20 protein-coding genes are annotated in these 24,104 nt (G+C 72.8%); 11 read left to right on the top strand and 9 right to left on the bottom strand.

Features of this window, described 5'->3' with window-relative positions:
- Positions 1 to 57: 57 nt before the first annotated feature.
- From QFZ76_RS46065 to QFZ76_RS46050, 4 genes are all read right to left on the bottom strand, one after another.
- Entirely contained in the window at positions 58 to 1,272 is a 1,215-nt protein-coding gene (locus tag QFZ76_RS46065) for a S9 family peptidase (RefSeq protein ID WP_307679297.1), read from the bottom strand.
- A complete protein-coding gene (locus QFZ76_RS46060; RefSeq protein WP_307679295.1) occupies positions 1,269 to 1,955 on the bottom strand; it encodes a TetR/AcrR family transcriptional regulator in 687 nt (228 codons plus the stop codon). The genes QFZ76_RS46065 and QFZ76_RS46060 overlap by 4 nt, the downstream gene beginning before the upstream one ends.
- A gap of 5 nt (positions 1,956 to 1,960) precedes the next feature.
- Positions 1,961 to 3,568 (bottom strand): DHA2 family efflux MFS transporter permease subunit, encoded by a 1,608-nt coding sequence (locus QFZ76_RS46055; protein WP_307679294.1) that lies wholly within the window; start codon positions 3,566 to 3,568, stop codon positions 1,961 to 1,963.
- A gap of 488 nt (positions 3,569 to 4,056) precedes the next feature.
- Entirely contained in the window at positions 4,057 to 4,833 is a 777-nt protein-coding gene (locus QFZ76_RS46050) for a 4'-phosphopantetheinyl transferase superfamily protein (RefSeq protein WP_307679293.1), read from the bottom strand.
- Between the two features lie 243 nt (positions 4,834 to 5,076).
- Between QFZ76_RS46050 and QFZ76_RS46045 the strand changes: the two genes are divergently transcribed.
- Genes QFZ76_RS46045 through QFZ76_RS46005 form a run of 9 tightly spaced genes read left to right on the top strand, consistent with a single transcriptional unit; the run spans position 5,077 to position 15,661 of the window.
- Positions 5,077 to 6,900, top strand: coding sequence for a fatty acyl-AMP ligase (locus tag QFZ76_RS46045; RefSeq protein WP_307679292.1), 1,824 nt, complete (start codon positions 5,077 to 5,079; stop codon positions 6,898 to 6,900).
- Between the two features lie 41 nt (positions 6,901 to 6,941).
- Complete coding sequence (locus tag QFZ76_RS46040; protein WP_307679291.1) at positions 6,942 to 7,277, top strand: acyl carrier protein; 336 nt, start codon at positions 6,942 to 6,944, stop codon at positions 7,275 to 7,277.
- Entirely contained in the window at positions 7,274 to 10,321 is a 3,048-nt protein-coding gene (locus QFZ76_RS46035; protein ID WP_307679290.1) for a type I polyketide synthase, read from the top strand. The genes QFZ76_RS46040 and QFZ76_RS46035 overlap by 4 nt, the downstream gene beginning before the upstream one ends.
- Entirely contained in the window at positions 10,321 to 11,343 is a 1,023-nt protein-coding gene (locus QFZ76_RS46030; RefSeq protein ID WP_266451672.1) for a 3-oxoacyl-ACP synthase III family protein, read from the top strand. The genes QFZ76_RS46035 and QFZ76_RS46030 overlap by 1 nt, the downstream gene beginning before the upstream one ends.
- On the top strand, positions 11,340 to 13,274 hold the full coding sequence (locus QFZ76_RS46025; protein ID WP_307679289.1) for an HAD-IIIC family phosphatase: 1,935 nt from the start codon (positions 11,340 to 11,342) through the stop codon (positions 13,272 to 13,274). The genes QFZ76_RS46030 and QFZ76_RS46025 overlap by 4 nt, the downstream gene beginning before the upstream one ends.
- Positions 13,271 to 13,510 (top strand): phosphopantetheine-binding protein, encoded by a 240-nt coding sequence (locus QFZ76_RS46020; RefSeq protein ID WP_307679288.1) that lies wholly within the window; start codon positions 13,271 to 13,273, stop codon positions 13,508 to 13,510. Before QFZ76_RS46025 ends, QFZ76_RS46020 begins: the two co-directional genes overlap by 4 nt.
- A complete protein-coding gene (locus QFZ76_RS46015) occupies positions 13,507 to 13,752 on the top strand; it encodes a hypothetical protein (protein ID WP_307679287.1) in 246 nt (81 codons plus the stop codon). Before QFZ76_RS46020 ends, QFZ76_RS46015 begins: the two co-directional genes overlap by 4 nt.
- Positions 13,749 to 14,858, top strand: coding sequence for an alpha/beta fold hydrolase (locus QFZ76_RS46010; protein ID WP_307679286.1), 1,110 nt, complete (start codon positions 13,749 to 13,751; stop codon positions 14,856 to 14,858). The genes QFZ76_RS46015 and QFZ76_RS46010 overlap by 4 nt, the downstream gene beginning before the upstream one ends.
- Positions 14,855 to 15,661: a thioesterase II family protein gene (locus QFZ76_RS46005; RefSeq protein ID WP_307679285.1), complete on the top strand. Its 807-nt coding sequence runs from the start codon at positions 14,855 to 14,857 to the stop codon at positions 15,659 to 15,661. The genes QFZ76_RS46010 and QFZ76_RS46005 overlap by 4 nt, the downstream gene beginning before the upstream one ends.
- On the opposite strand, the gene QFZ76_RS46000 is transcribed toward QFZ76_RS46005, so the two are convergent.
- Genes QFZ76_RS46000 through QFZ76_RS45980 form a run of 5 tightly spaced genes read right to left on the bottom strand, consistent with a single transcriptional unit; the run spans position 15,600 to position 22,307 of the window.
- On the bottom strand, positions 15,600 to 16,478 hold the full coding sequence (locus QFZ76_RS46000; RefSeq protein ID WP_307679284.1) for an MBL fold metallo-hydrolase: 879 nt from the start codon (positions 16,476 to 16,478) through the stop codon (positions 15,600 to 15,602). The genes QFZ76_RS46005 and QFZ76_RS46000 overlap by 62 nt on opposite strands.
- A gap of 35 nt (positions 16,479 to 16,513) precedes the next feature.
- On the bottom strand, positions 16,514 to 18,508 hold the full coding sequence (locus QFZ76_RS45995; RefSeq protein WP_307679283.1) for an AMP-binding protein: 1,995 nt from the start codon (positions 18,506 to 18,508) through the stop codon (positions 16,514 to 16,516).
- Positions 18,505 to 19,680, bottom strand: a complete 1,176-nt coding sequence (locus QFZ76_RS45990) for a thiolase family protein (protein ID WP_307679282.1) — start codon at positions 19,678 to 19,680, stop codon at positions 18,505 to 18,507. Before QFZ76_RS45990 ends, QFZ76_RS45995 begins: the two co-directional genes overlap by 4 nt.
- A gap of 6 nt (positions 19,681 to 19,686) precedes the next feature.
- Positions 19,687 to 21,108, bottom strand: a complete 1,422-nt coding sequence (locus QFZ76_RS45985; protein ID WP_307679281.1) for an MFS transporter — start codon at positions 21,106 to 21,108, stop codon at positions 19,687 to 19,689.
- Positions 21,105 to 22,307, bottom strand: coding sequence for a S9 family peptidase (locus QFZ76_RS45980; RefSeq protein ID WP_307679280.1), 1,203 nt, complete (start codon positions 22,305 to 22,307; stop codon positions 21,105 to 21,107). The genes QFZ76_RS45985 and QFZ76_RS45980 overlap by 4 nt, the downstream gene beginning before the upstream one ends.
- A 110-nt stretch (positions 22,308 to 22,417) precedes the next feature.
- Here QFZ76_RS45980 and QFZ76_RS45975 point away from each other — a divergent pair, with 110 nt between their 5' ends.
- Positions 22,418 to 23,035 carry a TetR/AcrR family transcriptional regulator gene (locus QFZ76_RS45975; protein ID WP_307679279.1) on the top strand — a complete coding sequence of 206 codons (618 nt, stop codon included), beginning with the start codon at positions 22,418 to 22,420 and terminating at the stop codon, positions 23,033 to 23,035.
- Positions 23,036 to 23,226: 191 nt separating this feature from the next.
- The gene (locus tag QFZ76_RS45970) at positions 23,227 to 23,988 is read left to right on the top strand and encodes an FAD-dependent oxidoreductase (RefSeq protein WP_307679278.1); all 762 of its coding nucleotides are present in this window, start codon (positions 23,227 to 23,229) and stop codon (positions 23,986 to 23,988) included.
- Positions 23,989 to 24,104 lie beyond the last annotated feature (116 nt).

The raw sequence follows: 24,104 nt of genomic DNA, 5'->3' as shown, positions 1-24,104 counted from the left end.
GGGCCGTCCGGGCCGGCAGCATGCCGCGGCGGCACCCCCGGGAGGGCGGGCCGCCGGTCAGGCCGCCGTCTGCCGGTCCGCCCCGAGTGTCTCCAGCAGCCAGGAGAAGAGCCGGTCGTGGAACAGCCGCATCGCACCCGAGTGGCAGTGCGCCCCACCTCCCTCATCCGTCGTGAAGACATACAAGGTCTTGGGCGAGTTGAGCCCCGTGTACACCTTCTTCGCGTGCTCCAGACCGGCGAAGAACAGGTCCTCCTCCGCGTCGAGGACGAACACCGGGCAGCGCACCCGGCCGATCACCTCCGACAGGCCGAACGCGGGCAGCCGGCGCAACAGTTGGGACGGAGTGTCCGCGCCGAAGGTCCACAGCGTCTGCCGCAGCAGCCAGCGGGTGAAGGTCTGCTGAGCGGCGATCCCCCAGATCACCGGGTCGGCGAAGTCGTCGCATCCCTGCTCGACCCACTCCAGGACGAACGGCGGCAAGCCCACGACGTCGCCCAGCTGCCAGACCGCGTCATGCGCGACGCAGCCGGCCAGACGGTGCTCGAAGGCCGCGGCCCGCACCGCGAGCAGACCGCCGAGGCTGGTGCCGACGAGGGTCAGACGGTCGGGGTCCACTCCGGGCAGGGACAGCGTGTGGTCCACGACCGGCGTGACCACGTTTTCCCAGTCGGGGCGGAAGACCAGCCCCTGCTCGCGCAGGACCGAGCCCTGTCCGGGTCCCTCGAAGCACAGACAGTGGTACCCCCGGGCGAGGGCCGCCGCCGCCACGAAGAAGTAGCCCTCCTCGACGGTGGAGTCGAGGCCGCCGTGATGGATGATGGTCGGCCTGGGTTCGCCCGAGTCGTCCGCCCGGTAGAAGTAGGCGGGCAGTGAGGTGTCCTCGTAGGGAATGCGGACGAACTCCGGGGGCCGGTCCATGAGTTCGGCCGCGTCGGCGAAGGTTTCCCGGGACAGCCGCATCAGCCGCAGCGCCTCCGGGTCCCGTGGTTGTTCGCGCTGGAAGAACTCGGCGGTGCGGTAGTAGTTGTGCGCCCGCAGCAGGGCGGCGCGGGCGTCGACGGAGCGGCCCTCCGCGCGGGCGGCGGTGCCCAGCCGGTGGACGCGTTCGGCGAGAGTGGTCCACGCGTGCCGCCAGGCCGCGGTGTCGCCGTCGGGGATGTGTGCGGCGACCGCGACGACCTCGCCGAGCTGCGCTCCGCCGTAGTCGGCGTAACCGGCGGTGCGCAGTGCCTGGTAGTCGAAGGCGGGGTCGTCGAAGAGGAATTTCATGGCAGCGGCTCCTGTGGTGGTGGGAGGTGCTCCGGTGCCGTGCCGGAACCTGTCCCGGCGCGGGTCGTGCGGGTGCCGTTCAGGAACGTGTCGACGATCGACTCGGCGAACGCCGCAGATTCCACGGGGCGTTGACGGAGAATCAGCCGGGCTGCCATCGGCCCGACGAGCAGTTCGACCGCGTCGTCCAGGTCGAGGTCGGCACGCAGCTCACCGCTCGCGACGCCGTCCCCCAGCGCCCTCAGCATGGCCTCGCGCCGTGCGGCGACGACGGTGTCCTCGAACCGCTCCACCAGCTGGGGGCGGCGCACCGCCTCACCGAGCAGGCTGCCGATCAGCCGGTGCAGGTTGGTGTCCTGGCCGCGGTGGCGCAGCTGGTCCACGAGGGCCACCAGCTGGTCCCGCAGGCCGAGTCCGTCCAGCGGCGGCACGGGGAGGTCGAGGGTGCTCAGCGCGGCCAGCACCAGCTCCTCCTTGTTGCGCCAGCGGCGGTAGATGGTGGCCCGGGCGACGCCCGCGCGCTGGGCGACCAGGTCCATGGACAGGTCGCCGAAACTGCATCCCTCGCTGAGCAGGCCGAGCGTGCTGTCCAGGATCGCCCGGTCGGCGGCGGGGTCGCGCCGGCGGCCACCCCGGGGAGTGTGTCCCGGGGCGGCCGCCGGACGGTCGACGTGTGGCGGCATACGGTTCAGACCTCCGTGGTGTGGACCTGTTTGTTCGCGGTCGTCTCTTCGGCGCCGGGCGTACCGGCGGCCGTACGGGAAGGCAGGAGCAGCAGGCAGACGAGAGCGCCGAGGAACGTGACGCCGGCGGCGACGAGGGACGTGAGGTGCATGGCCGAGACGAACGCGTCGATGGCGTGGGCCGCGAGCTCGGAGCCGGGCGCGCCCAGCTTCTCCGCGGCGGTGAGGGTGGCGGCGACGGATTCCTGCGCCGTGTCACGGACCGGGGCGGGCAGCGGCGCCAGGTGGTCCTCGATCCGCGAACGGTAGGTGACGGAGAGCACCGATCCGAGGACCGCGACCCCGAGGGCGCCGCCCACCTGCCGGAAGGTGGTGTTGACCGCCGCTCCGGTGCCCGCGCGGTCCTGGGCCACGGCGGACATCGCGGCGGATGTCGCGGGGGGCATCACACAGGCGATGCCGACGCCCATGACGAACAGGACGGACTCGATGACCCAGACCTCGGTGTGTTCGTCGATGGTGGCCACGGCGAGGAAGGCGAGCGAGGTGAGCAGCATGCCGGCGGCGCACACCGGCCGCAGTCCCACGCGCGTGGCGGCGAGCGTGGCCGGTGGCGAGAACGCCAGCTGGGCCACGGCGAGGGGCAGCAGCAGGCAGCCGGCCTCCAGCGGGCTCCAACCCCGCACGCTCTGCAGGTAGAAGACCAGGAAGAAGGTGGCGCCGAGCAGGGCGAAGAAGACCAGGCCGATCACGGTCACGGCGGCGGAGAAGCGACGGTCGCGGAAGAGAGCGAGGTCCAGCGCGGGGCGGGCGCTGCGGCGCTCCCAGAGGGTGAACAAGGCCAGGACCGCGAGGCCGCCGAGCACCGGCCCCCAGACCGTGGCGACCGCCCAGTCGTCCGACTCGCCGCCCCGGATCACGCCGTACACCAGGATGGTCAGACCGGCGACGGAGAGGACGACGCCGAGCGGGTCGAAGCCCGTGCGCTCGGGGTCGCGGGACTCGGGTACGACGAACAGGGCGGCGACGGCGCCGATCACCACGATGGGCAGGTTGATCAGGAACACCGAGCCCCACCAGAACCGCTCGAGCAGCGCGCCGCCGGCGATGGGGCCCAGCGCGACGGCGAGTCCGGCGGCGCCCGCCCAGACACCGATGGCCTTGGCGCGTTCGGCGGGCGGGAAGACGGCCATGATGATCGCGAGGGTGGCGGGCAGCACCAGGGCGCCGCCGACGCCCAGCCCCGCCCGGGCGATGACCAGTTCGTCGGCGCTGTGGGCGTAGGCGGACCACAGGGAACAGCCGCCGAAGACGACGAGCCCGGCCAGCAGCGTGCGTTTGCGTCCGCAGCGGTCGGCGAGCACGCCGGTGGTGAAGAGCAGAGCGGCGAAGACGAGGGTGTAGGAGTCGATCGACCACTGCAGCTGGCTCTGCGTGGCCCCGAGGCCGACGGGTGCCGGCTCGGCGAGCGTCTTCAGGGCCACGTTCAGGATCGACGTGTCCAGGACGACGAGGAGGAGGCTCACCAGCAGGACCGCGAGGACGCGCCACCGGTGCGGGTGGGCGGGCTGCGGGGTCTGCGCGGCGGGCTTGAAACGGGGCTGGGATGTCACGGATTCCGCTCCTCGGAAGGAAGAGGGGGTGCGTGAGCCGAGTGCTGTTCGCGTGCCGTGTCCTGCCGACGCTAGACCCGGCGGGCAATCGAGTCAACGGTGTATCGAAACATCGTTGACTCGATTGCACGCTCCCCGGTCGGGCGCGCTTCACTGGTCGCTACGGCCCCTCCGGCTCACGGCACACTGCCGAGCAACGGCCGTTGAAACCTGGCCCATCGGTAGCCGTCGGCGCCCCGGCACCCAATGCCTCTGTGGACCGAGACCCCTGACGGCCTGCCACCGCCCTTGCAATCCCGGCGCGTTACCGAGGAGCCGTCCCACGGTCACAGCGCCCGTCGGCCCACCCGCCCCACGGTCACAGCACCCCGTCGCCCCACCCCCCTCCGAACCCAGCGCGCCCGCACACACAGCTCCACGGCCGAGGAACCCTGCCAACCACCCACCACCCCTGCAATCCCGGCGCGTACCGAAGAGCCGCCCCACGGTCACAGCACCCCGTCGCCCCACCCGCCCTCCGGGCCCAGCGCGCCGGCGACGAGAAAGTGGCCGACCTGTTCGCAGCGCAAGTGCCAGCCGTCTGCTGTTCGGTCCAGCCGCCAGCCGCCGTCCTGCGGCTCGGGCCGGAGGCGCAGGCGGGAGAAGTCGTGCGTCAGGCCGACGCCAAGTGCCTTCGTGTAGGCCTCCTTCAGCGTCCACAGGCGGACCAGTCTCAGGTTCCGCTCGGCCGGCGGCAGCCCGCTCAGTTCCTCCAGTTCCTCCGGATGACAGAACTTCTCGGCGAGTCCGGGTGCCAGCAAAGGGCGGTCCGACGCCTCCACGTCCACTCCGATCCGGCGACCGCGGGCCACGCCGACCACCAGCATCCCGGCCGTGTGACTGATGCCCACGTCCAGTCCGGCGGGCCGGTGCAGGACCGGCCGCCCGTTGCCGTCACGGCCCACGACGACCCGGCCCGGCTCGGTGCCGGCCACGGCCGCCACCACGTGTCGCAGCAGCAGCCGGGAGCCCAACAGCCGGGCTCGTACGAGGGGTTCGCGTGCGGTGCGGTAGCGCGGCCAGTCCGGGCCGAGCACTTCACGCGCGGCCGAGACCGTCTCCCCTCCCCCTTCTCCCCACTCGTCCAGGCGGCCGTGGCAGACCGCGTAACCGTGCCGCAGCACGGCCTCACGGACCGCGCGCCGGCCCGCCGCGGGCCCGGGCCCCACAGGTAGGGAGCCCCCATGGGCCGACTCCTGCTCGGCTCGGGCGTCCGGATCCACCATCGGCCTCCTTCACGTCGCCGTCAGGCACTGCGTGCCAGCACCGAATGTGCCGCTCCGTGTACCCACCGTTGTATCCGCTCGGGCGACGGCCGTCCGGGGAACCCCGAACCCGTGACGTGCGCACCAATTTTCGCTTTACGTCTCCTTTTCACGGCACCCCAAGGCTGAGGTCACCGGGTGGCACTCGGTGCCTCCCGAAAGGTTCCATGCCGCACCGGTCACCGACCGCGGAAAGGACAGCCTGTGCCGCACCAGCCTGACCCCCGAACGTTGACGGACGCCGTACGAGCCGGCGTGGACCGCCATCCCGACCGTGCCGCCTTCGTGTACCTGCACGAGGACGGCCTGGGGATGCGGCCCGAGGAGCTCAGTTACGCCGATCTGGACCGGCGGGCCCGCGTCGTGGCCGCCCGGCTGCGCCACGCGACCAAGGGCGGCGACCCTTCCCGCCCGGTCCTGCTGCTGTACCCACCGACGCTGGACTTCGTCACCGCCTTCCTGGGCTGCTTCTACGCCGGCCGTACGGCCATTCCGGCCCCGCTGCCCGACGAACCCGGCGAACGACTGGCCCGGGTCAGCAGCATCCTGCAGGACGCCAAGGTGGGCGCCGTGCTGACCCTGCCCGCATACCGGCAGGCGATCGGCGCCTGGCTGGCCGCCTCCGGGGAGCAGGACGTGATGTGCCTGGCGACCGGCGCGGACGAGGACGACGGGGCCGACGCCGGCCTGTGGACCCCGCCCCGGGTGGGCGGCACCGACGTGGCCTTCCTCCAGTACAGCTCCGGCTCCACCAGCGAGCCCAAGGGCGTGATGATCACGCACGCCAACCTGGCCGCCAACCAGGAGGCCATCCGCTCCGCCATGAAGACGCCGCGGGGTGTCGTGGCGGGCAGCTGGCTGCCGCTCTACCACGACATGGGGCTCATCGGCATGACGCTGCACCCCTTGTGGGTGGGCGGCACCAGTGTGCAGATGTCACCGATCTCGTTCGTCAAACAGCCGGCCCGCTGGCTGCGCATGATCCACGACTACCGGGTGGAGGGCACCGCCTCGCCCAACTTCGGTTACGAGCTGTGCGTCCGGCGAGTCTCCGAGGAGCAGTCGTCCGGCCTGGACCTGTCCAGCCTGCGGGTGGCTCTCAACGGGGCCGAGCCGGTGCGCGCCGACACCCTGCGCGCCTTCGTCCGGCGCTTCGCCGGCAACGGACTGCGCCCCGAGGCCCTGCTGCCCTGCTACGGCCTGGCCGAGAACACCCTGCTGGTATCCGGCAACGACCCCGACGCGCCGCCCGTGGAACTCACCGTCGACGCCCAGTCCCTGGAACAGGACGAGCTGCGGCCCGCCCGCACCGACCACCCGAGCCGCACCCTGGTCGGCTGCGGCCGCCCGAAGGACACCGAGGTCCTGATCGTGGACCCGATGACCCTGCGGGTACTGCCCGAGGGGCAGGTCGGCGAGATCTGGCTGCGCGGACCGTCGGTGGCCGTCGGCTACTGGAACCGGCGCGAACTCACCGCCCGCACCTTCCAGGCGGCGACGGCGGACGGCCGGGCCGGATACTTCCGCACCGGCGACCTCGGGGCCCTGCTCGACGAAGAGCTCTATGTCACCGGGCGGATCAAGGAGATGCTCATCCAGCACGGCCGCAACCTCTACCCGCAGGACATCGAGCAGGCCGTCCAGGAGTCGGGGGACGCGTTCCGGCGCGGCGGCGGCGCGGTGTTCGGCGTCACCGACGAGGCGTCCGACCGCACCCACGTCGTCGTGGTGCAGGAGCTCAGGCCGCAGGCGACCGGTGACGAGGAGCCCCTCGCTCCCCTTGCCGCCTCCGTGCAGGCGCTGCTCAGCCGCCAGTTCCAGCTGCCCGCGGTGAACGTGGTGCTCGTCCGGCCCGGGGTGATCCGCAAGACCACCAGCGGCAAGACGCAGCGCACGCTCATGCGGCAGCTCTTCCTCGACGGCGGCCTGCCCGTGCTGCACCAGCGCCTGGAACCCGCGGTCGCCGCCCTGCTGCCCGCCACGGACACGGCGCCCCGGCCCACCACCGCCGCCGCACCCCGCCACTGACAACTGCCGTCCGAGTCCGAGTCCCGAGAGAGAAGTAGGCCATGAGCATCGCCCCCACCACGCACACCGCCCCGGCCCGCCGGCCCGTGGAGCGTTCCGTGCCGCACGGGAACGCTCCCGACCTCGACCTGTGGCTGACCGAACGGGTGGCCTTCCACCTGCACCGGGCGCCCGACGAGGTCGACCCCGACACCCCGCTCGCCGACTACGGCATCGACTCGGTCGCGGCCATCAGCATCTGCGGCGAGATCGAGGAGCGCTACCGGCTCCCGGTCGCGCCCACCATCGCGTACGACTTCCCGACCGTCCATGCGATCACCGGTCACCTCGCCGAACGCCTGGCCGACAAGGCGAAGCACGACGAGGCCCCCTCATGACCGAGCGTGAACCCGTCGCGGTCGTCGGCATCGACTGCCGCTTCCCCGGCGCCCGCGACGCGCAGGAGTACTGGTCGCTCCTCATGGACGGACGCGACGGCACGGACCGCGTGCCCGAACAGCGCTGGGACGCCGACCGCTACCACGCCGTTGCACCGCACACCGCCCAGGAGGCCCGGCCGCCGGGCCGCAGCAACACGGTGCGCGGCGGCTTCATCGCCGACCCCGATGCCTTCGACCCCGGCTTCTTCGGGATCGCGCCGCGCGAGGCCGCCGCCATGGACCCGCAGCAACGGCTGCTGCTGCAGTGCGCGTGGCGGGCCGTCGAGGACGCCGCGCTCGCCCCGCAGGACCTGGCCGGCACCGACACCGGCGTGTTCGTCGGCGTGATGGCCAACGAGTGGGCGTTCCTGCAACTCGCCGACTACGACCGGATCACCGCCCGCCACGGCTTGGGCAACGGCTACTTCATGGGCGCCAACCGCGTCTCGTACCACCTCGACCTCAAAGGCCCCAGCCTCGCGGTGGACACGGCCTGCTCCTCCTCGCTCGTCGCCGTCCACCTCGCGGTGAACGCGCTGCGCGCCGGAGAGTGCGACCACGCCCTCGCGGCCGGCACGAACCTGATCATGACGCCGGTCATCAACATCTTCTACAACCAGGCCGGCCTGTCGGCGCCGGACGGCCGCTGCAAACCGTTCAGCGCCTCGGCCGACGGGATCGGCCGGGCCGAGGGCGTGGCGGTGCTGGTGCTGCGCAGGCTGAGCGACGCCCTGGCGGACCGTCAGCCGGTGTACGCGGTGCTGAAGGAGACCGGGATCAACCAGGACGGGCGCAGCAACGGCATCACGGCGCCCAACCGCTGGGCGCAGCAGCAGCTGATCGAGTCCGTGTGGCAGCGGGCCGGCGTCACCGCCGACGACGTCCGCTTCGTGGAGGCGCACGGCACCGGGACCTTGCTCGGCGACTTCATCGAGGCTCAGGCGCTCGGTGAGCTGACCAGTGGCCGCAGCGGCGGCAGCGTCGCGCTGGGCTCGGTCAAGAGCAACTTCGGGCACGCGGAGGGCGCGGCCGGGATCGCCGGGCTCATCAAGGCCGTCCTCGCGCTGCACCACCGCACGGTGCCGCCGAGCCGGTTCGCGGACGACGAGAACCCGAGGCTGGACCTGTCCGGGCGGCGGCTGTCCCTGCTGAGGTCGCCGCTCAAGCTGCCGTCCGGCACCGTGCACGCCGCGGTGAGCAGTTTCGGCATGGGCGGCAGCAACGCGCACGCGGTGCTGGCCTCCGCGCCCCGCGCGGTCCACCGCGGCAGGTCCGCGGCGCCGGGCGTGTTCACGGTCTCGGCCCGCACCCCGCAGCGGCTGCGGGCGAATCTGCTGGCGCAGGCCGATGCCCTGGCCCGCCGTCCCGGGAACCAGCTGGCGCAACTGTGCTGGACCAGCAACCGCGTCAAGTCCCGGCTGCCGCACCGGGCGTCCGTGGCCGCGGGCGATCTGCCCACGCTGGTCGCAGGGTTGCGCAAGGCCGCGGAGCACGCCGACGAGACCGCGCGGGAGGACGGCGGGCGGCGTGGCGTGCCGTCGGTGGCGTTCGCCTTCACGGGCCAGGGCGCCCAGCACCCCCGTATGACCGCGTCCTGGTACCGGTCGTGCCCGGCCTACGCGCGCCACCTCGACGAGATCGACCAGTTGATCGCCCCGCACACCGGAGTGTCCGTGCGCGACCTCATACTCGACGGCGACGCGGAGATCCAGCGCGCGCGGCTGGCGCAGCCGGCGCTGTTCGCCGTCGGGTATGCGATGGCCGCCACCCTGACCGAGGCCGGGATCAGGCCGTCGTACGTGATCGGGCACAGCATCGGCGAGTTCGCCGCCGCGTGCGCGGCCGGGGCGCTGGACGTGGCGGACGCGGCGCGACTGGTCGCCCGGCGCGGGGCACTGATGGAGAAGCTCCCCGAGGACGGCGGGATGCTCGCGGTGGGCCTCGCCGCGGCCGAGGTGGAACCGCTGCTGGCGGGGCGGGCACGACTGGGCGTGGCCGCGGTCAACGGTCCGCGCAGCACAGTGATCTCCGGGGACCTGGGCGAACTGGCCGCAGTGGAAGCGGAGTTGGCCGGGCGCAAGGTGCCCGTGCGGCGGCTCACCGTCTCTCATGCCTTCCACTCGCCGCTGATGCGGCCCGTGGTCGAGGAGTTCCGCCGGGAGTGCGCGGACGTGTCCGACCGGCGGCCGGCCCTTCCGGTGTTCTCGACGGTCCACGGCCGTGAGCTGAGCGGCGAGGAGACCATGGACGCCGACTACTGGGCGCGGCAGATCACCGAGCCGGTCCGGTTCGCCGAGGCCGCGGACGCGCTCCTCGCCGGCGGTGTCACCCATGTGGTGGAGATCGGTCCGCGCGCGGTGCTGACCCCGCTGCTGTCGCGGCTGCGGGCGGACGGTGACCATGCCGTGAGCCTGCACAGCGCGCACCCGGGCGAGCACGCCCCCGGACACCGCCCCCAGGAGTTGTTCGGGGAGCTGTGGTGCGCCGGTCTCACCCCGGACTGGGACCTGCTGTACGCCGATGCGGACCGGGTGCCCCGTCGGCTGCCGCCGTACCTGTTCGACGAGTCGTTCCGCTCCTGGCGTTCGGGCAGCGCCCCGAGGCTTGTGGAACCGTCCGCGTCGTCCGTCCCCCCTGGCGCGGACACCACGGCGGTACCGAGTGGCGCGGACCGCGGGGAATCGTCCCCGTCGGCGTCGGCGGGGGAACTGCCCGACTCCCTCGCCGCCCTGACCCGGCGTCTGGTGTGCCGGGTCGGCGGGCACGACCCGGCGCAGGTGCACGACCACGACCGGCTCCACGAAGACCTGGGCTTCGACTCGATCCGGGTCATGGAGCTGAAGACCCGGATCGAGGACGCGCTGCCGCGGCTCGGACCGCTCCCGATCGAGGACCTGCTCGCCAGCCTGCGCACCGTGGCCGACCTCGTCGGCTACCTGCGCGGCCAACTCGACGACAGCTCCGTCACCCCCGTACCCGTGACTCCGGAAGGAACACGCTGATGGCGCCTCCCACCGCGTACCTGGCCTCGGTCGGCACCTGCCTGCCCGGCGACCCGGTGGACAACGCGACCCTGGCCAAGCTCGTCGGCGTCGACGAGACCTGGGCCGAGATGTTCATCGGCAACACCAGCCGGTACTTCGCCGTCGACCTGGCGACCGGCCAGGTCCGGCACAGCCTGGCCGACATCGCGACGACCGCCGCCGACCGGGCGCTGGCGGAGGCCGGCCTGGAGCCTGGCGACGTTGACGGCATCGTCATGGGCACCGCCACCCCGGACCATCTGATGCCCGCCACGGTGAACCTGGTCGCGGACCGGCTCGGCATCGACAACGTGCCCACCTACCAGCTCCAGTCCGGCTGCGCCGGTGCCGTACAGGCCCTGGACGTGGCCCGCACCCTGCTGCTGGCCGGGCGCTGCGCCACCGTGCTGGTGATCGGCGGCGACGTGTGCGCCAAGCATCTGGAGACGGACTTCGACCCGGGCAGCCGTACCTCCGCCGAACTCGTCAACTACGTGCTGTTCGGCGACGGGGCCGGGGCGGCCGTGCTCAGCACCGAGGCCATGGGCGAGGGCATCGAGATCCGGCAGGTGCTCAACCGGCTGGTGGGCCTGGGCCGGGCACCCGGCCAGGTCATCGACTGGTTCGGGCTCGGCGACCGGCACAGCGACCGCACGGCGGTCTTCGAGGACTACAAGGCGATCGAGGAGGCGGTGCCGGTCATGGCCGGGCAGATGTTCTGGGAGCTGCTGGACGACCTCGGCTGGGGCGCCGGCGCGGTGGACTTCCTGCTGCCCCCGCAGCTCTCCGGCCGGATGAGCGACCGTATCTCCGCGGGCATGCCCGCCCCGGACGCCCGCCGCGTCAACGTGGTGCGCACCGTCGGCAACAACGGCAACGCCCTGCCGTTCCTCCAGCTCGCCGAGCTGCTGCGGCAGTGGGACGGTCCCGGGCGCGCGATCGCGGTCGCCATCGAGTCCAGCAAGTGGATCAAGTCCGGTATCGCGCTGGAGCGGTCATGACCAAGACCGAGAACCACACGCTCGGTGCGTCCGGCGCCTGGCACGACGCGCAGGCTCTCGGCGCCCTGCGCGCCCTGCGTCGGGCGGGCACGCTCGCCGCCGAGTACACCCGCGTACCGGCCCTGCTGGCGCGCATGCCCGCAACCGACCTGCCGGCCGCCGGCCAGCTGCTGGCCCGGCTCGACCCCAAGGAGGTGTGCCGCCACGCCGACGTGCCGGTGGTCACCGTCGCCGTCACCGGCCACTCCACGGTGGCCCCGGTGGTCGCCCCCCTGACCGCGGAACTGGCCCGCCACGGAATGCTGTTGGAGGCGAAGGTCGCGCCGTACGGCTCGTATCTGCAGGATCTGATGCGGCCCGCGGCGGCCGGCGACGACCAGCCCCAGCTCACGCTCTGCCTGCTCGACGCGCACATGGTGTTCGACGACGTCACCGTGCCCTGGCGGGTCGAGGACGTCGAGGCCGCGGCACGGGCCCGGCTCTCGCTCGTCGCCGGTGCCGTGCGCACCCACCAGGAGGCCGGGCGGGGCCTGCTCGTCCTCAACACCGTTCCCCTGCACCGCCGTCACACCCACCAGCTGGTCGACCTGCGTTCCCGCGCCCGGCTCGGCGCCGTGTGGCGGGACTTCAACCGCGGGCTGCTGTCCCTCGCCGAGCAGCACCCCTCCGTGGTCACCGTGGACCTCGATCCGCTGCTGGCCGAAGGAGTTCCCGCGTGGGATCCCCGCACCGCGCAGTACGCCCGGGCCCGGCTGTCCGACGCGCTGCTCGCCGCCTACGCCCGGGAAGCCGCCCACGTCGTCCGCGCCCGCCTGGGCCGCACCCGCAAGTGCCTGGTGCTGGATCTGGACGGGACGCTGTGGGGCGGGGTCCTCGGCGAGGACGGAGCCGGCGGCGTCGAACTCGGCGCCGGTCTCAGAGGCGAGGCCTTCCAGGAGTTCCAGCGGGTGATCGGGCAACTCGGCGCGCAGGGCGTGCTGCTGGCGGTCAGCAGCAAGAACGACACGGACACGGTGCGCGAGACGCTGCGCACCCATCCGGCCATGGTGCTGCGCGAGGGCGACTTCGTCCGCGTCAACGCCAACTGGAAGGCCAAGCACGACAATCTCCGCGACATCGCCGACCGGCTCGGGCTCGGCCTGGACAGCTTCGTCTTCGTCGACGACAGCCTCTTCGAGTGCGGGCTGGTCGCCGAGCAGGTGCCCGAGGTCGCCGTGGTGAGGGTGGACGACGAGCCCGCCCTGCACCCCTCGGCGCTGCTCGCCGACGGCTGGTTCGACCTGTTCGAGCTCACCGAGGCCGACCTGGAGCGGGCCGGCCGCTACCGCACCGAGGCCCTGCGGCAGGAGTTCCGCGAGGACTTCGGCTCCTACCAGGACTATCTCGAAGGACTCGGACTCGAGGTCGCCCTGCGCCCGCCCGAGGAGTCGGAGCTCGCCCGGGTCTCCCAGCTGACGCTGCGCACCAACCAGTTCCACCTGGCCACCGAACGCCTTCAGGTCCCCCAGGTGGCAGAGCGGATGGAGCGTCCCGGAGGGTACGTGCTGGCGGTGCGGGCGCGTGACCGGTTCGGCGATCACGGCCTGGTTGGCGCCCTGTTCCTGCGGCGCGACAAAGAAGTGCTGCGCATCGACAACTTCGTCCTCAGCTGCCGGGTGTTCTCCCGGGGCATCGAAAGCGCCTGCGTGGCGGCGGTGCTGGAGTTCGCCCGGGACACCGGCGCGAGCGCCGTGACGGGCCGCTTCGTGCCCTCGCCCCGCAACTCCGCCTTCGCCCCGTTCTACGCCGAACACGGCTTCGCCGTCACCGGCACCGACCCGGACCATCCCGACGCCGTCGCCTTCCGGCACGACCTCGTCGACATCGCCCCCGCCCCCGCCCATCTGCGGCTGCAGGCCGCATTCGGGCCGTTCGACGGAGACCCCACATGACCACCGCCCTCGCCGACGCCGAAGAGTTCCGCACCCTCCTGGAGGAGGAACTCGGCCTGCCCATCCGGCCCGAGGACCTCGACCGGCCCCTGGACGACTTCCCCGACTGGGACTCGGTGCTCCTGCTGCGGCTGGTGACCGTCGTGGAGAACCTCGTCGGCCGGCCCATCCCGGTGGTCGACCTGCTGGAGACCCGGACGTTCCGCCAGATGTACGAGGTGGTGATGGGCCGGTGACCACGCCCCAGGCCGATCCCGCGTCCGTATCCGTATCCGCCGAACCCGAGGCCTGCCTGCACTTCCACGCCCTGTTCCTCGACACCCGGCTGGACATCGTCCTCTCCCCCGGCCTCGGCAGGCGGATGCGGGCCGGCCTCGCCCGCCTCGTCACCGGCGGTGGGGACGGGCCGAAGGCCGACGGCGCGTCCGTTGTCCCGGAAGAGGCCCGCGTCTTCGAAGAGAAGGGAACGGCCCGATGATCCCCATGACCGAGTTGCGGAGGTTCGCCCTCCCCCACGCGTACGCCCAGGGCATCCCCGCGGATGTCGTCCACCGGGTGCTGCGGAACGTCAGTGAGAGCGCCGAGGACGAGGATCCCGGCGGCTGGACCCGCGAGTGGTCGTCGCTCGCCAAGGCGGCCGAGGCACGCGGCCGCGATCTGGACGCGGTCCGCTCCTACACGATGGCCCGCTTCCCGTACGTCGACGGGCCCGCCCGGCAGGCGGCACAGAACGGCGGGGTGGAGGCCTTCGACCGCTGGCGCAAACGAGTCCGCGGCATCTCCCGGCTCGATCTGCCCTTCGACGGGGCGGGCTTCGCCTGCTGGGCCGCCGGGCTGTCCCAGCGCAACAGGCTCCCGCTCATCCTCGTCCTGGGCGGCGTCACCAGTACGAAGGAGCAGTGGGCCCCGGTGCTCGCCGGAGCCGACCGGCTCGGCGCGGCCGTCGTGGTCACGGAACTGCCCGGCGTCGGCGAGAACACCCTCACCTACGGGACGGACAGCACGCGCATGCTCATCCATCTCGTCGACCTGCTCGGCCGTGCCGCCGACGCCTCCCGCACCTGTGTCGTGGGCCTGAGCTTCGGCGGGCACCTCGCCCTGCGGCACGCGCTGGAGGACGACCGCATCCGGGGACTGGCCATCGCCGGGGCCCCGGTGCGCGACGTCTTCCTCCGCGCCGCCCACCACCCGCTGCTGCCTTGCCTGATGACGCAGACCCTGTCGCATGTGATGCGGACGCCGGTGGACCGGCTCCCGGCCGCCCTCGCCGACTGGGGCGTGGACGAGGCGGAGCTCGCCCGGCTGCGTACCTCGGTCGCGTACGCCGCGAGCCGCGACGACGAGGTCGCGCCGCCGTCCGACGTCCGGTTGCTGGAGCGGACCGTTCCGCACCTGCGCCTGGTGGAGAACGACGCCCTCGGCACCCGGCCCGAGCAGGCGGCCGAGACCCGGCTCTGGCTGCTGTCGCAGGCGCTGCGCATGGCCGGCACGGCGAACGGCGTACGCCGGGCCGCCTCGGCCCGGGTACGGGTCCTGCGCGCCCGCCGCCGCCTCGCCGGTACGTCGGCCGGAGCCCCTGCATGACCACCACGGCCGCGGTGTCCTGCCTCGGCCGGGCGCCCCGCGAGGACGCCCGGCTCAGGCTGTTCTGCTTCCATCACGCGGGCGGCGGCGCCTCGTTCTACAACGCGTGGCCCGGGCGCCTGCCGTCAGACGTCGACGTCCTGCCGGTGCAGTTGCCGGGCCGCGAGGCACGCTACCGCGAGCCCCGCTTCCAGGACGCGGGCGAGGCCGTCGAGGCTCTCGGGCGCGAGCTCGGGCCCCGGCTCGACGAGGGGCCCTGGGCCGCCTACGGCCACAGCATGGGCGCGATGGTGGCCTTCGCGCTGACGGCGGCCCGGCTGCGGGAGGGGGGCCGCCCTCCCGAGGCCTTGTTCCTCGGGGCGTACGCGGCGCCGCACGTGTCGTCGACACTGCCGTCGGCCGACCGGTACGACGACCGTGAACTGGCCCGTCTGCTGGTGGACTTCGGCGGTCTGAGTCCGCAGTTCCTCGGACGGGACGACTGGCTGCGGGTGTTGCTGCCCATCCTCCGCGACGACCTGCGCATCTGCGCGACCCACCGGCGCGCCGGGCTCCCGGACCCGGACGACGAGGAGGCCCGGCTGCCGCTCCATGTCGAGGCCTTCGCGGGCGCCGACGACCCGCTCGTGGCCCCGGACGCGATGCGGGCCTGGGGGCGGTACGCAAACAGCTTCCGCTTGACGACCGTCCCCGGCGGTCACTTCTTCCCACGCCAGGCGCCCGACCCGTTCTTCGACCGGCTCAGTCCTTCGCTGGCCCGGCTTGTCGCGGAACCGGGCGCACCACCTTCGGCACCCGGCTGATGCGACGTTGGATCTCGTCGGCGTTCTTCTCGTAGCGCGGGCGCTGCTCCTGGACTCCCGGCATGACCCACAGCGGCCGTGACGAGGCGTCGGCGAAGCGGAGTCCTCGGGTCTGGGGCCGCAGTCCGGTCAGGGTGAGCGCGAAGGGTTCCAGGTAGTCGATGTCGTCGTCCGAGGTGAGCCGGAACGGCCGGTCGTGGCCCGGGTAGATGACGTCGGACACGGTCAGGACCCGCTCGATACTGCGGGCGGCCTGGTCGGCGTCCCAGAAGACCAGGGGGTTGCGTTTGGTGCGGGCGACGTACGCGAAGTGCAGGGCGTCGCCGGTGATGGTGGCCCGTCCCCGCTCGGTCTGCACGGTCACGCCGATGCTGCCGGGCGAGTGGCCGGGAAGTGCGATGACGTCCACTCCCGGGATGATCTCCTCCCCGTCCGTGACCTCGCGGACGGGGAGTTGTTCGAGGAGCAGCCCCGTCCAGGCGGGCGTGGCCCAGTCGTTGGCGTGCGGGGTGTGCGCGTACCGGCGCTCGTCGGGGTGGAGGACCAGGGTGGCCTGCGGGAACAGGTCGATGTTCTGGACGTGGTCCCAGTGGGCGTGGGTGAGGACGACGGTGTCGATGTCCTCGGCGTCGAGGCCGTGTACGGCGAGCGCGTTCCACAGGAAGGGGCGGCGGCCGACGTGGGCGGCGTCGACCAGGATGTTCCGGTCCCGTCCGGCGGCGTCCGGGCCGCGCACCAGGAACACCCCGCAGAAGGCGGGATAGCCCTGGTCGGTGTCGATGGCGAAGCCGGGCAGGAGGATGTCGATCGTCGGCATGGAACTCCCTTGGTCCGTGGGCGGGTTGCCCGCTGTCACTGGTCCTGCAGGGCGGTACGGATCGCGTCGAGGCACGCCGGGTTGACGAGCGTGGACAGGTCGCCGGGCGCCTCGCCGGTGACGAGGCTGCGGATGAGCCGCCGCATCACCTTGCCGTTGCGGGTCCTGGGCAGCTCCGGAACGGCGACCACCCGGCCGGGCCGGAACGCGGCGCCGAGAGCGTCGGCGACCCGTGCGCGGATCCGCTCGGCCTCCGGTGCGCCGAGGGTGCGTCCGGCGGCCGGGACCGCGAAGCACCACAGTGCCTCGCCCTTGACGGGGTGCGGTATCCCGACCGCGGCCGCCTCGGCGACGGCAGGGTCGCCGGCGACGGCGTCCTCGGCCTCGGCGGGTCCGAGGCGTTTGCCGGCCAGCTTGATGACGTCGTCGAGGCGGCCGTGGACGAACCACTCCTCGCCGGTCCGCGAGACGAGGTCGCCGTGGGACCAGCGGCCCGGCCTGCGGCCGAAGTAGGTGTGGGCGAAGCGTTCACGCGCCCGCCACAGCCCCCGGGTCATGCCCGGCCAGGAACGCCGTACGACCAGCTCGCCGACCTGTCCTTCGGGCGGCTCGGCGCCCTGGTCGTCCTCGATCGCCGCGTCGATGCCCAGGCAGGGGCCCGAGAAGCCGCACGGCGACTGGGGCAGGGTGGGCGCAGAGGCGAGCAGGGATCCGCCGACCTCGGTGCCGCCGCAGATATTGATCACCGGGCAGCGTTTGCCGCCGAAGTCGGCGAAGTACCAGCGCCATGCCTCCTCCGTCCACGGTTCGCCGGTGGAAGCGAGGACACGAAGCCGGGACGGCGCGGCCGGGTGTTGCGGGTCGCGGCCCATCAGCATGCGGGACAGGCTGGGCGAGCTGCCGAAGACGGTGACCCGATGGTCGTCGAGCAGCCGCCACAGGCGGGTGACGTCCGGGTGGTCGATCGCACCCTCGTACGCCAGGACGCTCGCGCCGGCGAGGGTGGCGCCCACGGCGACGAGCGGGAACATGATCCAGCCGGGGTCGGTGACCCAGAACGCCACGTCGTGCGGCCGCAGGTCGAGGTTGTACCGGGTCTCGCTGCCGACCTGGGCCGGGAAGCCGCCGTGGGTGTGGATCGCGCCCTTGGGGCGGCCGGTGGTGCCCGAGGTGTGCAGCAGGAGGAAGGGGGCGTCGGCGGGGAGGGAGACGGTCTCGGCGGGCTCGGCGTCGGCGAGCCGGTGCCAGGTCGTCGTCGTGCGACCCGACGGGGCGGCCGGCTCGCACTGCGACACGTCGGCTTCTTGGGAGGAACATGACTCCAAGGCGTCCCGTGGCGTGCCCGGCTCCTCGGGAACGACGACGAGTCGACGGACGCACGTGGCCTTCTCCAGGGCCGTACGGGCCACCGTCTGCATGTCGTGCCGGCGTCCGTTCCGGGTGACGGCCGCCGCGGTGACCAGGATTTTCGCCCCGGCGTCGACGAGCCGTACGGCGATCGCCTCGGCGCCGAAGCCGGAGAACAGCGGCACCAGCACGGCGCCGATGTGCGCGCAGGCGAAGAGGAGGACGAAGGCCTCGGGACCGGGCGGCAGGTACCCGGCCACCCGGTCGCCCGCCACGACCCCGAGGGCGCGCAGTCCGCCCGCCACCCGGGCGCTGCGGGCGGCGACCTCGTCGTAGGAGAGGACTCCCCTGCTGCCGTCCTCCCGTTCCCAGCGCAGTGCGGGAGCCTGCCCGCGCCCCTGCCGCAGATGGCGGTGGAGACAGGAGTCCACGAGGTTGGTGCGTCCGCCCGGGAACCAGCGGGTGAAGGCGATGCCTCCGGTGTCGTCGCACACGCGCGTCGGCGGTGTGTGCCAGACGATGCCGATGTCCGGCAGGGCGCGCTCCCAGAACCACGGGGGGTCGGCGGCGGACCTGGCCTGCAGTGCGCGGTAGCCGCCGTCGATGCCGTGCCTGCGGCAGAAGGCCGCGATGTTGCCGTGTTCGGTGAACTCCGGCGTGGGGTCCCAGACGTCCGCGTTCATGGGGTCCCGCCCGGGTTCTCGATCAGTGCGGCGATGCCCTGGCCGCCGCCGATGCACAGGGCGATCACGGCCAACCGGCCGCCGGTCCGCCGCAGTTCGTGGGCCGCCTTGAGCAACAGGACGGTGCCCGTGGCGCCGATGGGATGGCCCAGGGCGATCGCCCCGCCGTTCGGATTGACGCGGTCCGGATCGAGCTTGAGGCCGTCCATGACGGCCAGGACCTGGGCCGCGAACGCCTCGTTGAGTTCGATGACGTCGATCTCGTCGAGCGTGAGGCCGTTGCGACGCAGCAGGCGGTGGATCGCGTCGGCCGGTGCGACGCCCATGATCTCCGGCTCCAGCGCGGTGACGACCGCGTCGCGCAGCCGGCACAGCGGTGCCAAGCCGGGGCTGAGATCGGCCGAGCGCATGAGCAGCACGGCGGCGGCACCGTCGTTGATGCCGGCGGAGTTCCCCGCGGTGATGGTGCCGTTCTGCGAGAACACGGGAGCCAGCCCGGCCAGCTTCTCCGCCGTGGTGCCGGGCCGGGGATGCTCGTCCCGCTCGACGACACCGCCCGGGGTCGCCACAGGCACGATCTGCTCCTCGAAGCGTCCCTCGCCCATGGCGACGGCGGCCCGGCGCTGGCTCTCGGCGGCCCACCGGTCCTGGCGCTGCCGCGAGACGGTGTACCGGTCCGCCACCACCTCGCCGGTCATCCCCATCGGGTAGCGCCCGAAGGGATCGGTGACCAGGGAGACAGTGCCGTCGATGGTCGGCTTCCCCGGGAGTTCGTCGGGGGCCCGCTCGCTGTAGTCGAGCAGCGGCTGACGGGTCATCGACTCGTTGCCGCCCGCCACGACGACGTCGGCCTCGCCGAGGGCGAGGCTCTGCGCGGCCGACCAGACGGCCTGCAGGCCGGACCCGCACAGCCGGTTGACGTTGTACGCGGTGGTCGTCACCGGCAGTCCGGCGGCCAGGGCGGCACGCCGGGCGTTGAACGCGTCGGGGCCCACCTGGCCCACGCAGCCGAGGACGACCTCGTTCACGGCGCCGAGGTCCAGCCCGCCGCGGACGACCGCCTCACGGATCACCAGGGCGCCCAGCCGGTGCGCGGGAGCCGAGCTCAGCGCGCCCTTGTACCGGCCGATCGGGGTACGCGCCCCGTGGACGACGGCGATGTCTACGGGCATCGGGTGTCACTCCTTCGCTGAGGGTTCCGCGTCCGGGCCGGACGCGCTGGATGCACCACGGGACACGCTGGGCGTGGCGGACGCGCTGGACGTCGCCGGGTGTGCGGTGAGCACGGTGAGGGCGTCCCGGTCGGGCCGGATCAGGAGCGCCGAGAGCACGGCACCGGCGATCAGCAGGCAGGCGGCCAGGTCGAAGGCCCGGCCGTAGCCGACGGCCTCGGTGGGTGCCGCGTCGATGATCCGCCCCGTGACATAGGGGGCGAGCAGGCTGGACAGGGCGGCGAGGGCGTACGACAGTCCCAGGGCGGCGCTGCGCCGGCCGACCGGGCAGATGTCCGCGATCGCCGCGTTGGTCAGCGGGGTCTGTCCGTTGGCCGCGGAGAACGCCACGATCAGCAGCGGCAGCAGAGCGGCGGGACCCGCCCGGGTCACGAGCAGCAGACACACGCCGGCTACGAGTGGCAGCAGCGCGCCGACCAGTCCCTGCGCGACCCGGGCGGACACCCCTTTCCGCAGCAGCCGGTGCGCGACGACTCCCGCGGTGAGGACGAGGACGGCCATGGACAGGGCGGGCAGCCCGACGATCCCGCTGATCTGCGCGTCGCTGAAGCCCGCCTGGTCCTCCAGGAAGAGCGGCAGCCAGGCGAAGCCCAAGGAGAGCGTCCACATGACGGTGAAGGTGGCGAAGGTCGCCCCGAGCCAGGTGCCCGTGGTGACGATGCGCCGGAAGGGGACGGCGGGGCGTTCTCCGTCGGCGGTGTCCGTCGGGACGTCCTGTGCCGACGGTTCGTCACCTGCCGGTCCGGGGCCCAGGTGTGCGGCGTACGGACCGCCGCCACCGATCCGCAGCCAGACCAGCATCCACACCAGCCCGGCCGCCCCGAGCAGGCCGAACGCGGCCCGCCAGCCGAGGGTGTTGCTGACCAGGACGACCAGCGGGGCGGCCAGGACGGTGCCGCCCGCGCCGCCCGCGACCACGACGGCCGAGGGCAGGGCGCGCCGCTTCTTGGGATACCAGGTGAACGCCGTGTAGTTGGCCAGCGGGAAGCCCGGCCCCTCGCCCGCACCGAGCACCACCCGGGTGGCGACGAGCGCCCCGAACCCGGTGGCGGGGAGGAGGATCGGCAGTTGCGCCACCGCCCAGACCAGGGCGAGCACGGCGAGCAGGGGCCGGGGGCGGATGCGGTCGCCGAGGAAGCCGACCGACACGGCCGAGAGGCTGAACAGGAGGTAGAAGCTGCTGGCGATGGTGCCGAACTCGGTGGCGGAGAGCCCGAGGTCGTCCTTGATGGGGCCCGCGGTCAGGCCGAGTACCGCCTTGTCGGCGGCGTTGACGACGATGAAGAGCGCCAGCATGGCCAGGACGGTGCGGGCCCGGCGGCGGGTGCCGTCCGCCATGGCCGACCTGGTGTTCGTTCCGACGGTCATGCGCGGGCCAGACGTTCGTCGAGCCAGTCGAAGACCCGCTGGTGGAAGCGGAGCGCCGCGCCCTCCTGGCAGTGTTCGCCGGCCCCTTCGGCGGCGGTGAACACCATCAGTTCCTTCTCGCAGCGCAGGGCGTCGTGCACGCGTTGGGGCTCGCCGCGGAAGGCCTCGTCGTTCTCCGCGTCGAGGACGAGCGTGGGACACGTGACGCGCTCGACCGCGGTGTCGAGGTGGTACGGCGCGCAGGCGCGCAGCGCCTCGGCGGGTGTCTTGGCGCCGAAGACCCACATACCGTGCCGGACGAACCAGCGCGCCTGGATGCTCTCGGCCATGCGGACGGCCAGCGCGGGCCCGGCCAGGTCGTCCCGGCCGTCCGTCACCCACTCGGCCAGGTGGGGCGGCAGGCCGCGGAGCGGCACTTGGCAGAAGTCGTACACGCCGTTGTGCAGCACGCACGCCGCGAAGCGGCCTTCGAAGGCGGCGGCCCGAGCGGCCAGCAATCCGCCGAAGCTGGTGCCGAACAGCACGAGCTTCTCAGGGTCCACCTCCCGACGGCTCAGGGCGTGGTCCACCACGGGGGTGACCACGTGTTCCCAGTCCGGCCGGAAGACCAGGCCCTGCTCCCGACGGACGGACTGCTGGCCTGGTCCTTCGAAGGCGAGGACGTGGTAGCCGCGGCGCAGCGCCCCGCCGGCCACCATGAAGTACAGCTCCTCCAGGGTGGAGTCGTAGCCGCCGTGGTGGATCACTGTGGGACGGCGACGGCCTGTGTCGTCCGCGAGGAACAGGTATCCCGGGAGGGTGGTGTCCTCGTAGGGGATCCGCAGGGGCACGACCGGGGTGTCGAACAGGTGCGCCGCCTGGGCGAAAGCCTGCCGTGAGTACCGGGCGAGGCGGGCCGACTCGGGGTCGGAGTCCCGGTCCTCGACACGGAAGAAGTCCGCGGTCCGGTAGTAGTTCGAGGCCCGCAGGAGGGCCTCGCGGGCGCTGACCCGGTGGCCGGCCGCGAGCGCCTCGGCACCCACCTGGTGGAGGCGTTCGCCGACGGCTGTCCACTCCCGGCACCAGGCCGCCACGTCGCCGTCGGGGATGGTGCGGCAGACGGCCAGCACCTCGCCGAGATCGGCGCCCGCGTAGGCGGCGTGCCCGGCCGTGCGCAGCGCCTGGAAGGCGAACGCCGCGTCGTCGAAGAGAAACGTCACCGGGACCCCCATTCCCAAGACGGAACGGAACAGGGCCGTTCCGTTCTGCGCGGAACGTACACCCGGCCCGGACGGAACGCAACCGTTCCGTCCGGTGCTAATCTCGCGCAGTGGAATCGACCAGCCGCGACGACGTCGAGCGCAGAGCCACGGGCTCCGCGGTCCTGCGGGAGTCCGTGACCGAGACGATCAGACGGGCGGTGTTCGAGGAGCTGGCCGAGACCGGGTTCGCCCGGATGTCGATGGAGGCCGTGACCCGCCGGGCCCGCGTCGGCAAGGCGGCCCTCTACCGCCGCTGGCCCTCCAAGGAGGCGATGGTGGTGGAGCTGGTCTCCGAGGCCGCTGCCGAACACCTCCCCACGACAGCCGACTCCGGCTCCCTGCACGACGACGTCGAACGGTTCGTCCGGGACACCATGGCCGACCTCAGCCATCCGCTCGTCGGCCGGATCATCCCCGACCTGGTGGCCGAGTCGGCCCGCAACCCCTCGCTCAGCGCGGCGCTGCACACGGCGGTGCTCGCTCCCCGGCGCGCCGCGGTGGCGACGCTGCTGCACCAGGCGATCGACCGCGGCGAGCTGCCGCCCGACATCGACATGGGCCTGGCCGTCGACCTGTTCGGCGCCCCGCTGTACTTCAGGATGCTCGCGGTCGGCGGACCCACCGACGACGCCTACGTCGCCCGCCTCACCCGCGCCGTCCTCGCGGCACTGGCCGCCGGCCGCTGAGCGGCGGCCCGACGGCCAGCCGGCCCGATGGCCCGACGCACTCACGCGCGTCACCGGGCGCGGGGATGATCCGGCTTGCGCAAGGTCCCGCCGGGGCTTGCGGCTGTACCCCGAGAAGCTCGTCCACGACGTGGCCGGCTTCCCCGCCGTCCGCGGCCAGGACCTGGTGGACCGGCTGGCCGAGCAGGCCGGTGCGGTGGAACCCGACCTACCTGCTCGGGCACGGGGGCACCTACCTCGACGACGCGGGCGAGGGCGTCGTCGCCACCACCGACGCCGGCGCGCGGATCACCGCGGGGGCGGTGCTCGTCTGCGGCGGAATCGGCAACTTCGTCCCCCGCGAGCTGCCGGTGGACTCCGAGCATCTGGGCCGGGGGCTGCGGTACTTCGTGCCGCGGGTGGACGAACTCGCAGGACAGTACGTCGTGGTGGTGGTCGGCGGCGGGGACTCCGCGCTGGACTGGGCGTTGTCGCTGGAGCCGATCGCCTCGTCGGTGGACGCTCGTGCACCGACGTACGCGGTTCCGGGCCCACGAACGCACCGTCGAGCAGGTGCACGCATCGTCCGTGCGGGTCCTGACGCCCTACGCGGTCGAGAAGGTCTCCGGCGACGGGTCGGTCGACGCGTCGCTGTCGGAGGTGGTGGTCACGGGTTCGGACGGCGACCGCATCAGCCTGCCCGCCCAGTCCGTCGTCGCCGCGCTCGGCTCATCGCCGATCTCGGCCCGATGGAGCAGTGGGGACTGGAGCTGCGCCGCCGGCGCATCCTCGTCGACCGCACGATGCGTACGAACCGGCAGCGCGTCTTCGCGGCCGGCGACATCGCCGACCACGATGGCAAGGTCAGCCTCATCTCGATCGGCTTCGGCGAGGCGGCCCTCGCCGTCAACCACATCGCCTCTCTGCTCGACCCGGCACGCTCGCTCACGCCGGGGCACTCCTCCGATGCGTGATTGCCTGGCTCCCGTTCACCGCCGCGGCCCGCTACGGAGGAGCACCTCAGCACTTCCCGCGCATTTGCACAGCCCTCATCGTTACGCTGTCCAATACGACGTTCCATTCAACGTCT

This window comes from Streptomyces sp. V4I2 (assembly GCF_030817655.1).
GTDB lineage: Bacteria > Actinomycetota > Actinomycetes > Streptomycetales > Streptomycetaceae > Streptomyces > Streptomyces plumbiresistens.
The sequence above is the reverse complement of the archived record's forward strand: the minus strand, read 5'-3'. Positions and strand labels throughout refer to the sequence as shown.

What these genes read in the sequence shown, in the direction of transcription:
- QFZ76_RS46040 (WP_307679291.1), top strand. Translation starts at nt 6,942, where the DNA reads ATGAGCATCGCCCCCACCACGCACACCGCCCCGGCCCGCCGGCCCGTG.
- QFZ76_RS46025 (WP_307679289.1), top strand. Translation starts at nt 11,340, where the DNA reads ATGACCAAGACCGAGAACCACACGCTCGGTGCGTCCGGCGCCTGGCAC.
- QFZ76_RS46035 (WP_307679290.1), top strand. Translation starts at nt 7,274, where the DNA reads ATGACCGAGCGTGAACCCGTCGCGGTCGTCGGCATCGACTGCCGCTTC.
- QFZ76_RS46000 (WP_307679284.1), bottom strand. Translation starts at nt 16,478, where the DNA reads ATGCCGACGATCGACATCCTCCTGCCCGGCTTCGCCATCGACACCGAC.
- QFZ76_RS45985 (WP_307679281.1), bottom strand. Translation starts at nt 21,108, where the DNA reads ATGACCGTCGGAACGAACACCAGGTCGGCCATGGCGGACGGCACCCGC.
- QFZ76_RS46020 (WP_307679288.1), top strand. Translation starts at nt 13,271, where the DNA reads ATGACCACCGCCCTCGCCGACGCCGAAGAGTTCCGCACCCTCCTGGAG.
- QFZ76_RS46050 (WP_307679293.1), bottom strand. Translation starts at nt 4,833, where the DNA reads ATGGTGGATCCGGACGCCCGAGCCGAGCAGGAGTCGGCCCATGGGGGC.
- QFZ76_RS46030 (WP_266451672.1), top strand. Translation starts at nt 10,321, where the DNA reads ATGGCGCCTCCCACCGCGTACCTGGCCTCGGTCGGCACCTGCCTGCCC.
- QFZ76_RS46065 (WP_307679297.1), bottom strand. Translation starts at nt 1,272, where the DNA reads ATGAAATTCCTCTTCGACGACCCCGCCTTCGACTACCAGGCACTGCGC.
- QFZ76_RS45995 (WP_307679283.1), bottom strand. Translation starts at nt 18,508, where the DNA reads ATGAACGCGGACGTCTGGGACCCCACGCCGGAGTTCACCGAACACGGC.
- QFZ76_RS46060 (WP_307679295.1), bottom strand. Translation starts at nt 1,955, where the DNA reads ATGCCGCCACACGTCGACCGTCCGGCGGCCGCCCCGGGACACACTCCC.
- QFZ76_RS46010 (WP_307679286.1), top strand. Translation starts at nt 13,749, where the DNA reads ATGATCCCCATGACCGAGTTGCGGAGGTTCGCCCTCCCCCACGCGTAC.
- QFZ76_RS46005 (WP_307679285.1), top strand. Translation starts at nt 14,855, where the DNA reads ATGACCACCACGGCCGCGGTGTCCTGCCTCGGCCGGGCGCCCCGCGAG.
- QFZ76_RS45990 (WP_307679282.1), bottom strand. Translation starts at nt 19,680, where the DNA reads ATGCCCGTAGACATCGCCGTCGTCCACGGGGCGCGTACCCCGATCGGC.